Below are 420 nucleotides of genomic sequence, written 5' to 3'. Positions count from 1 at the left end.
GCTGCATAGCACATATCCCAGTCAACTGCACTCGGTCCGTTAACCGGATCTTCCGGAGCTTTCCAGAGGATGGTGGCCAGATCGCCTTCCACCAGTCTTGCGTTCATCTTAATGCCTACTTCTGCAAGGTACTGCTGAATGATCGCCATAAGATCCTGTGTCATCTGATCTGTATAGTAATAAACGACATCAAGCTCTGTATTCGGATCCCAGTTTGCTTCCTTTAACAGTTCCTTTGCTTTTTCCGGATTGTAATCGTAATTGTTCAGTCCGTCCACCTTGTCTGCTCCGTCTGGTGTCAGGCTGTTTGCAGGAAGTGCAGCCCCCTCGAAAACGCCGTCTAAGATCGACTTCATGTCCAGTGCGTAAGCGATGGCCTGGCGCACTCTCTCATCGGCCAGAGGAGCTTTTTTCCCATCC

The 420-nt window shown here is 50.2% G+C and carries 1 protein-coding gene; it reads right to left on the bottom strand.

What is annotated here, in order from left to right; translation table 11 throughout:
* The coding region (locus NE664_14570; protein ID MCQ4727859.1) for an ABC transporter substrate-binding protein at positions 1 to 420 on the bottom strand (420 nt) is incomplete at both ends.

It is taken from the genome of Anaerotignum faecicola, assembly GCA_024460105.1.
GTDB lineage: Bacteria > Bacillota > Clostridia > Lachnospirales > Anaerotignaceae > JANFXS01.
Note: the sequence above shows the minus strand (reverse complement) of the source record. Positions and strands in the feature narration are given on the sequence as shown.